The following is an 8,089-nucleotide window of genomic DNA, read 5'->3' as shown; positions in this document are numbered from 1 at the left end:
GAGTTACAATGTGGCTTATCCCGAACTGGGGTTGCTTAACTAAAATTTATAAAGCAATCCTAGCGTCGTCGTGGCATCCGTACGCGAGTCAACCATTGGACTATCGTATTGTTCATTTGGCAGATAGCTTAAGCTTTGATTGGCAAATCCTGCCCAGCGCTCATTAAAGTCATAATTAGCGCTAATATTGATATAAGGGTTTAAGCTATTATTTGACTCATAAGCAGCGACGCCTGTCTTCGCTGCCTCTTGCGCACTAACGCCATAATAATAGTTATTGTAGTCAGCATCATGATACTCAAAGCCAATGCTTGGATAGACGGTCAGCTTATCTTTAGTAATTTTAGCAAGATAGGTCAAGCGCGCTGTATTACCACCACTTTTATCTAACACGTCAGTCGCGACTTGCAGGCGGAAACCACCAACAGGCGTACGGCGCAGATAGGATAGACCGGCAGCGGCTGAGGCTTTACGCTCATCAAGACCTTGCAGGGCGCCAGTTGCATCGTCAGGGTCGAACTCGCTGCCATCGAGCTGAGCATAAGCGGCTAGCTGATTGGTGCCATCATTGATGATATAAGCGCCCGCTTGCGCACCGCGTGCGTAGATTCTGTTGTTATCATAAAACACACCCGGCAATACTTTTATGTCGGTGCTGTCTTCCAAATCATAAGCCGACTTGACTGCCATGACGTTGACGCCGACGCTTAAAATGGCATCTTTATCAGTTGGTAAGTTGTTTTTAAAGAGGGCGGCGTTAGAGATGCTGGCGACACTAAATAGGGCAGTGGCGGTCAATGCGCTAAGGACAGTGCGCGTCAACGGTTTCGATAGCGCTGATGATTTAAACATGATTTGCTCTCATAAGTGGGTGGGATAAATGATAAAAACAGAGTCGATAAATAGAATAATAAATAAGTCTGGCATTTTACTCAATGGCGGCGAGCACTTGTAGTATTTGCTGATGAATATCTTGCCACCACCATATAAAACCAATACTGATCAGCAGCATGACCAGCCACGGTAGCAATTGCCAAATAAACGTCGATTTGGTCACTGTTTGTTGTTCGTTAATTTTGCTGTGATTAAGGGCTGCTTGATTAGCATAGCTATCTAAGGGTAAGTTTACAGCAGAGTCGTGATTAAAACTGCTGTTATTATCAAAACTACCCCCATTATCAAAGCGAGGAGCGTGGGTAGAAGTAGGGATAGAAAAGTCAGTATCGCTACTTGTTGGAGAATTGATATAAGTAGTCTGATAAATGTCTTGCGCTGCGCTAGGCACATTCTGTAGCGTAGCAGCCAAGCGCTGACGGTAGGCGATAGCAAACGCCAATGCAATCACCAATCCTGTGACCGCGCCGCCAATATGACCGGCATTATCAATGCCCGGTACGGCAAAGCCATATACCAAATTGATGCCCATAATAATGATTAGGCTTTTCAGATTGAGCACCATGCCATTGACTGATATTTTAAACAGCGCGGCTATCAATAGCGCGGCACCGATACCCATGATACCGCCAGACGCGCCCGCTGATAGCCCAGGTTGACCAGTGCCATCCAAAATACCTTGCCACGTGATATAATTGTTCAGTAAATTACCACCGATTGCCGCCAGTAAAAATAACGCCAAAAACTTCGCTGAGCCAAACATCGGCTCGGCGATTTGCCCAAAGAAATACATGGCAAAACCATTAAACAATAAATGCATCAGACCGATGTGCAAAAAGGCACTACTTGCCAAGCGCCATGGTTCATTATCCATAGTATAAGGCAAAGCATTGGCGCCCCATTTGAGCAATGCTTCAGTCGATGGATTGTTAGCATCGACGCCGCTCAGCACCTGCATGATAAATAAGCCGATAAAGCTTATTAATAGCAAAGTGGTGACGGGCGCGGTTTTTAATAATTGTTGAATGGTCATAAACGCAAACTATCAATAAAAAGTGATGAGTAGAGTATAAAGGCTAGGGTTAGGGCGTGTCACCCATAAGTGGGTTATAGTCGATTCAACTGCAAAACGATATAGGGTTGCTAGAATAAATTTTTCGAAGCCTCTGGAGTGCGAAGCACACAGCAAGCAAGGAAAATTTATTCTAGCAGCATGCTATTTTGAACATATCCTTTTTAGATCAAATTGAATATATCAATATTTAATAGAGCTGGGTTTTTAATAAGCATGAGTTTTAAGATTCTCATAAGTGCCTTTAACCAAAATGTCATCCGTCACTTGATTGATATCGGTATGACCACAAAACGCCATGCTGATATCACACTCGTTATAAATAAGCTCTAGCGCACGGCGAACACCATCTTCACCATAAGCGCCAAGTCCATACAAAAACGCGCGACCAATCATTGTACCATTGGCGCCTACAGCGAGTGCTTTGAGCACATCTTGACCAGAGCGAATACCACTATCGAGCCAAATCTCGATATTGCTATTTTCCGCTCGTACCGCTTGCACGATATCAGCGAGCGCGGCAATGGAAGACAACGCCCCATCAAGCTGACGGCCGCCATGGTTTGAAACCACCAACGCATCGGCACCGCTACGAGCAGCCATGATGGCGTCTTCAGGTTCCATGATACCTTTGATAATGAGCTTGCCGCCCCACATATCTTTAATGCGTGCGACGTCATCCCAGCTTAGCGCTGGGTCAAACTGTTCAGCCGTCCATGCCGAGAGCGATGAGATATCCTCGACGTTTTTGGCATGACCGACGATATTACCAAAGCTATGCCGTTTGGTACCGAGCATATTCATGCACCACTGCGGCTTGGTCATGAGGTTTAATATATTAGCAAGCGTAGGTTTTGGCGGCGCAGATAGACCGTTTTTGATATCTTTATGACGTTGGCCGAGGACTTGTAAATCCGCGGTTAAGATAAGCGCAGAACAATTGGCCGCTTTAGCGCGGCGAATCAGGTTTGCCATAAATTCTTGGTCGCGCATCACATAGAGCTGGAACCAAAACGGCGCACTGGTGTTTTCTGCCACATCTTCGATAGAGCAGATACTCATGGTTGAAAGCGAGAAGGGCACGCCAAATTTCTCCGCTGCCCGTGCGGCGTGAATCTCACCATCGGCCCACATCATGCCAGTAAAGCCAGTTGGGGCGATAGCAACGGGCATTTTGACTTTTGAGCCCAGCATATCCGTGGCAAGCGAGCGCCCTTCCATATTGACCAGAACCCTTTGGCGCAATTTAATACGGTCAAAGTCGGTTTCATTGTTGCGATAAGTAGTCTCAGTCCATGAGCCTGAATCGACATAATCATAAAACATCCGTGGTACTTTACGCTCGGCAACACGGCGCAAATCCTCAATTTCCGTTATTTTCTTTAAATCTTTCATAAGTTTCTCATTATTATCATTTTTTACGTTGTCTGTTTTATGACGCTGCTAATAATTGCTGCAAATCCAACACTGAAAAAGGATAGTTCAAGCGTTTTGATGGCGTCAATATCACAGGAATCGTAGTAGCAAACTCCATCATCAGCACCTCATCAAAATCAGCAATATCAACATACTGATAGCGTATCGGTTGCACCGCTTGAAATTGGCTAAGCAGCTGCTCAGCGATGTCACAAAGATGACAGCCAGTCGTTCCGAGTAGCCACCATTTATCCTGATTTTCAGCCGTACCAAGATTGGGATTGGCGGCAATCATGCGTGCCCGTAACATTGCTACTGTATTATTAGCCATATTTACACTCTTATTCTTATATCTATTTATCGCCAAGCGTTAGTTTTAAATTTTTAAAGAAAAGTATTCGTAGCACTTGGCAGTATTTACATAATAAAGAAATAGGGTAAATAATGACAGCGATTGTGAGATTAGGTAAGATGACCTGCTATTTATGATTAACGCGTTAGGGTTAACAGTTTATTATGTTGACTATTTTTTAACTACTTGGATATCGCTCGCATGGCAAGTTTTGGCACATTTCTCAAACGCTTATTACTGGCATTCATGTTGTTGGTGGTGGCTTTTCATATATTGGTCGCAGGTCTGCTACTGATTTGGAAGACCCAGCCGATTAATAATAGCATGTTTATGCTGACCCATCGTTTAACGGGTGGCACGGTTACGCAAACGTGGGCTGAGTATGACGCCATTGCCAAATCTGCCAAACAAGCAGCGATTGTCAGTGAAGATTCGACCTTTAGCCAGCATAATGGCTTTGATATGAAAGGCATTAAGGCGGCACAGAAAAAGAACGAAGAAACGGGCAAAATGTCAGCGGGCGGCTCAACGATTACCCAGCAATTGGCCAAAAATTTATTTCTTACCTCGCATCGCTCTTATACCCGTAAAGCTGAAGAAGCGATTATCACAGTAATGATAGAAACCTTTTGGGATAAGCAGCGCATTTTGACCGCTTATCTCAACGTCGCTGAGTTTGGTAACGGCATTTATGGTGTTGAAGCTGCCGCCCAGCATTATTTTGATAAATCAGCGGCCAATCTAAACCGTGACGAATCGGCTTTGCTCATCGCCATGCTGACCAATCCAAAATACTACGAAGGTCATCAAAGTGACAAACGCTTGCGCAACAAACAACGTATCATTAAAAAACGCATGAAAAATGCCGTCTTACCGCAATCCGCTTAGAAAACGATTGGCTTAGCATGTAATTAGCTTAAATTGTCGGTTGGCATTAAATAGCGTTCATAAAAAGTAAAAGATGACGGCATATCGATCACGTAAAGGATTAAAAAGGTGGCAGAGATGGTTAATAAGCAAAATAACGATCATGAAATTAACGATAGTATTAATGTTAGTACAAAAACGGATAGTGAACTCAGCACGAATCTGGTCAAAACAGAAGAAGAGCTAACGGCAAGCTCGAGCAAGAGTTTGAGCGAAATAGATTGGCAGCGTTTCGACGATGGCAGCTATTCGCCGAGCAGCTATATCAATCGCGATTTGTCTTTATTGCAGTTTCATCTGCGGGTGCTGGCGCAGGCCGCCAGTCCGCGCCATCCTTTGTTAGAGCGCTTGTTTTTCCTCATTATCTTCTCTTCCAACATGGATGAGTTTTTTGAGATTCGCGTCGCCGGTATCATGCAAAAACTCAATATGGGTGATGTCTCAACCAGCGCTCATGGTATGCGCCCAAGCGAGGTGCTCAGAGAAATCTCTGCTGTCACTCATAAAGCCATCAGCGAGCAATACCGCATTTTAAATGAAGATATCCTGCCAGCCCTTGCCCAAGAAGACATCCGCTACTTAAAGCGTGACGAGCTAACTCCTGAGCAATCGGCGTGGATGAAGCAGTATTTTACCGAGCAAGTCTCACCAGTTTTGACCCCGATTAGCATTGATCCGGCGCATCCGTTTCCGAGATTGGTGAATAAAAGCTTAAACTTTATCGCCACGCTAGAGGGCAAAGATGCCTTTGGTCGTGATATCAATCTCGCTATTGTACCAGCGCCACGCAGCTTACCACGTGTCATCCGCTTGCCGGATGAGCTGACGGGTGGTAAAGAGCATCATGTGATGCTATCGGCGGTGATTCATGAGCATATCGGTGAGTTGTTCCCGGGGATGAATGTCACTGGTTGTCATCAGTTTAGACTAACGCGCAATGCCGATTTGGATTTGGCAGAGGATGTCGATGATATTGCCAAGGCACTAGAGGGCGAACTTGAAAACCGCCGCTTTGGCGACAAAGTGCGTTTAGAGGTCACTACCGATTGCCCAGCGCCGATTAGCGATTATTTGCTCAATGAGTTTGAGCTACATGACAATCAACTTTACCGCGTCAATGGGCCGGTGAACTTAACGCGCTTGCTGTTTGATTTTAATATCCCAGCGCTGCGTTATCAGCCTTTTACCCATGTCGTCCCCAAACCGTTCCGCCGTGAAGTTGATAAGCTCGATAAAGCGACCAGTATGTTTGCCGCGATGCGTAAGAGCGATGTCTTGGTTCATCATCCGTTTCATGCGTTCTCGCCGATTATCAATCTATTGTGGCAAGCAGCAAGTGATCCAAAAGTGCTCGCCATTAAGCAAACGCTATATCGTTCAGGTACCAACTCAGAAATCGTTAAAGCCCTAGCGGCGGCGGCACGCAATGGTAAAGAAGTCACGGCGGTTATCGAGTTACGCGCCCGTTTTGATGAAGCCTCAAATATCGCGGTGGCTAATTATCTGCAAGAAGCAGGCGCGGTGGTGGTTTACGGTATCGTCGGTTACAAGACTCACGCCAAATTAATGCTTATCATTCGCCGTGAAAACGATAAAATTCGTCGTTATGTGCATCTCGGTACGGGCAACTATCATGCTGCCAATGCCAAAGTCTATACCGATTATGGTTTATTTAGCGCCGATCCTGATATCTCAGAAGACGTGCACAAAATCTTCCAAGAGCTAACAGGCATGGGTAAACCGGCCAATCTAAAAAAACTCCTACATGCGCCGTTTACCTTGCATGAAAAGCTCATGAGCTTTATCGATGATGAAATTGCTCAAGCCAAAGCAGGCAAACGCGCTCATATTATCATCAAGGTCAATGCGCTGACCGAGCGCCGACTGATTGATAAATTGTATGATGCGTCGCAGGCAGGCGTTAAGATTGAGCTGATTTTGCGCTCCATGTGCTGCCTGCGCCCGCAAGTAAAGGATTTGTCCGAAAATATCACCGTCCGTTCTGTGATTGGGCGCTTTTTGGAGCATACGCGCATTTATTACTTTTATAATGCTGGCTATGAGCGCTTGTATTGCGGCAGCGCCGACTGGATGGACCGCAACTTATTCCACCGCGTTGAGGTGGCGTTCCCAATCGAAGACAAAAAGCTATTCAAACAAATTTATCAAGATGGCTTAATCAACTATCTACACGACAATACTCAGGCTTGGACGCTTGATGGTAATGGCGTTTGGCAGCAATTACAACCAGCGGCAGATGAAACACCGCATATCGCACAAGAGCATTTATTAAAGGTCATCAACGGCGTTGGCGAGACAACTTAGACTAGTTCTCAACAACCTTTTTAGATTCAATAAGCATTGAAAAATCCAAATAAAAACCAAGCATCTGTATTTATCGGATCTTGGTTTTTTTATTTAACAGCGCTTATAAAGTTGTGGAATAAATTACTAAAAAGTAGCGCACTAATGAAAAGCAAGTTACAAACTGTCGGCTAACCTCACATTTATTCACACATTGATACGGCAGTACACTGGTGAGCAGTCAAAAATTATTCTTATAATTAAGTTATACCTTGTCTCTGATAGCTGATAGACAGCAGTCTATATATCAATAATTTATAAAGAGCGAGCAAGGATAAGCTAATTATAGCTAGTACAATTTTATTATAAATAAATTACAAATAAGAGGAATTGCACCATGAGTAATACCAATAATGACACATCTGATGTAAAAAAAGCGGCAGAACAAGCAGATAGCCAACAAATCGAAAAAAACCTAACCGATAACAAGCAAGTCGATAAACCTGAAAATCTAAGCGAAGAGCAAAAAACGCCTTTTATCGAAGATGATTTGCGGACTGATAAATAATAAAACTAATCTGCTGCTCTACACCAAACGCGAGGCACACGTCATGAAAGACTTTACCCAACCTAATGATGAAGAACCGGTACTAATTGATGATCCAGCGGCATTAAAGCCAAAAAATCCTAAAGACAGTTACAAAGGTCGAAAGTACGAGCCGGATATTGATGGACCTGAGCAAGCATCACAGGAAACCGATGAAGTATATGTAGACCCACGTAAAGAAGAGGATTTGCCACCTGGTGGTAAAAACGTTGCTGATTTAAACGCTTATGACTTGTCTCAAAAGAATAATGAGTAAACGTGAGAACGATAAGCGAATTTACCATAACGATAAAAATAATAATTTAAAAAACAATAAGGACATTATGATGCAAGCCAAAGATATGCCAACCAAAGATCCTGAATTAACCAAAACTCGTATTCAGGAGACTGATATTCGAGAAACCGCTATTACAGAGAATGAGGTTCATTCATCTGTTGCTCATGATGAAATCGAAGACAATACTAGAGTCAATAAAGGAACCGATATGAACCGCCCCGACTTTATCGGAGGCTGATT

9 protein-coding genes are annotated in these 8,089 nt (G+C 44.1%); 5 read left to right on the top strand and 4 right to left on the bottom strand.

Annotation, left to right across the window (positions count from 1 at the left end; genetic code table 11):
* Positions 1 to 39 precede the first annotated feature (39 nt).
* The 4 genes from IQ457_RS13420 to IQ457_RS13405 all read right to left on the bottom strand — a co-directional run bounded on the left by IQ457_RS13420 (position 40) and on the right by IQ457_RS13405 (position 3,713).
* On the bottom strand, positions 40 to 852 hold the full coding sequence (locus IQ457_RS13420) for a MipA/OmpV family protein (protein ID WP_068407158.1): 813 nt from the start codon (positions 850 to 852) through the stop codon (positions 40 to 42).
* A 76-nt stretch (positions 853 to 928) separates the two neighbouring features.
* Positions 929 to 1,927: a rhomboid family intramembrane serine protease gene (locus tag IQ457_RS13415; protein WP_068407155.1), complete on the bottom strand. Its 999-nt coding sequence runs from the start codon at positions 1,925 to 1,927 to the stop codon at positions 929 to 931.
* 246 nt (positions 1,928 to 2,173) lie between these two features.
* A complete protein-coding gene (locus IQ457_RS13410; RefSeq protein ID WP_102077663.1) occupies positions 2,174 to 3,361 on the bottom strand; it encodes an alpha-hydroxy acid oxidase in 1,188 nt (395 codons plus the stop codon).
* A gap of 37 nt (positions 3,362 to 3,398) precedes the next feature.
* Positions 3,399 to 3,713 carry a glutaredoxin family protein gene (locus IQ457_RS13405; RefSeq protein WP_102077664.1) on the bottom strand — a complete coding sequence of 105 codons (315 nt, stop codon included), beginning with the start codon at positions 3,711 to 3,713 and terminating at the stop codon, positions 3,399 to 3,401.
* A gap of 222 nt (positions 3,714 to 3,935) precedes the next feature.
* On the opposite strand from IQ457_RS13405, the gene mtgA reads away from it, so the two are divergent.
* The 5 genes from mtgA to IQ457_RS13380 all read left to right on the top strand — a co-directional run bounded on the left by mtgA (position 3,936) and on the right by IQ457_RS13380 (position 8,087).
* Entirely contained in the window at positions 3,936 to 4,622 is a 687-nt protein-coding gene (mtgA, locus tag IQ457_RS13400) for a monofunctional biosynthetic peptidoglycan transglycosylase (RefSeq protein ID WP_102077665.1), read from the top strand.
* A gap of 117 nt (positions 4,623 to 4,739) precedes the next feature.
* A complete protein-coding gene (gene ppk1 / locus IQ457_RS13395; RefSeq protein WP_242465452.1) occupies positions 4,740 to 6,986 on the top strand; it encodes a polyphosphate kinase 1 in 2,247 nt (748 codons plus the stop codon).
* Between the two features lie 376 nt (positions 6,987 to 7,362).
* Entirely contained in the window at positions 7,363 to 7,533 is a 171-nt protein-coding gene (locus IQ457_RS13390) for a hypothetical protein (RefSeq protein ID WP_180952588.1), read from the top strand.
* 43 nt (positions 7,534 to 7,576) lie between these two features.
* Positions 7,577 to 7,828, top strand: a complete 252-nt coding sequence (locus tag IQ457_RS13385) for a hypothetical protein (protein WP_102077667.1) — start codon at positions 7,577 to 7,579, stop codon at positions 7,826 to 7,828.
* Positions 7,821 to 8,087, top strand: a complete 267-nt coding sequence (locus tag IQ457_RS13380) for a hypothetical protein (RefSeq protein ID WP_200663877.1) — start codon at positions 7,821 to 7,823, stop codon at positions 8,085 to 8,087. The genes IQ457_RS13385 and IQ457_RS13380 overlap by 8 nt, the downstream gene beginning before the upstream one ends.
* The last annotated feature ends 2 nt before the right edge of the window (positions 8,088 to 8,089 follow it).

The organism is Psychrobacter sp. M9-54-1 (assembly GCF_016613355.1).
GTDB classification, from domain to species: domain Bacteria; phylum Pseudomonadota; class Gammaproteobacteria; order Pseudomonadales; family Moraxellaceae; genus Psychrobacter; species Psychrobacter faecalis.
This window is presented reverse-complemented; position numbering and strand designations above follow the sequence as displayed.

Excerpts from the sequence above, each read along its gene's own strand:
- IQ457_RS13385 (WP_102077667.1), top strand. The coding sequence starts at position 7,577 with ATGAAAGACTTTACCCAACCTAATGATGAAGAACCGGTACTAATTGAT.
- IQ457_RS13410 (WP_102077663.1), bottom strand. The coding sequence starts at position 3,361 with ATGAAAGATTTAAAGAAAATAACGGAAATTGAGGATTTGCGCCGTGTT.
- IQ457_RS13415 (WP_068407155.1), bottom strand. The coding sequence starts at position 1,927 with ATGACCATTCAACAATTATTAAAAACCGCGCCCGTCACCACTTTGCTA.
- mtgA (WP_102077665.1), top strand. The coding sequence starts at position 3,936 with ATGGCAAGTTTTGGCACATTTCTCAAACGCTTATTACTGGCATTCATG.
- ppk1 (WP_242465452.1), top strand. The coding sequence starts at position 4,740 with ATGGTTAATAAGCAAAATAACGATCATGAAATTAACGATAGTATTAAT.
- IQ457_RS13380 (WP_200663877.1), top strand. The coding sequence starts at position 7,821 with ATGAGTAAACGTGAGAACGATAAGCGAATTTACCATAACGATAAAAAT.
- IQ457_RS13420 (WP_068407158.1), bottom strand. The coding sequence starts at position 852 with ATGTTTAAATCATCAGCGCTATCGAAACCGTTGACGCGCACTGTCCTT.
- IQ457_RS13390 (WP_180952588.1), top strand. The coding sequence starts at position 7,363 with ATGAGTAATACCAATAATGACACATCTGATGTAAAAAAAGCGGCAGAA.
- IQ457_RS13405 (WP_102077664.1), bottom strand. The coding sequence starts at position 3,713 with ATGGCTAATAATACAGTAGCAATGTTACGGGCACGCATGATTGCCGCC.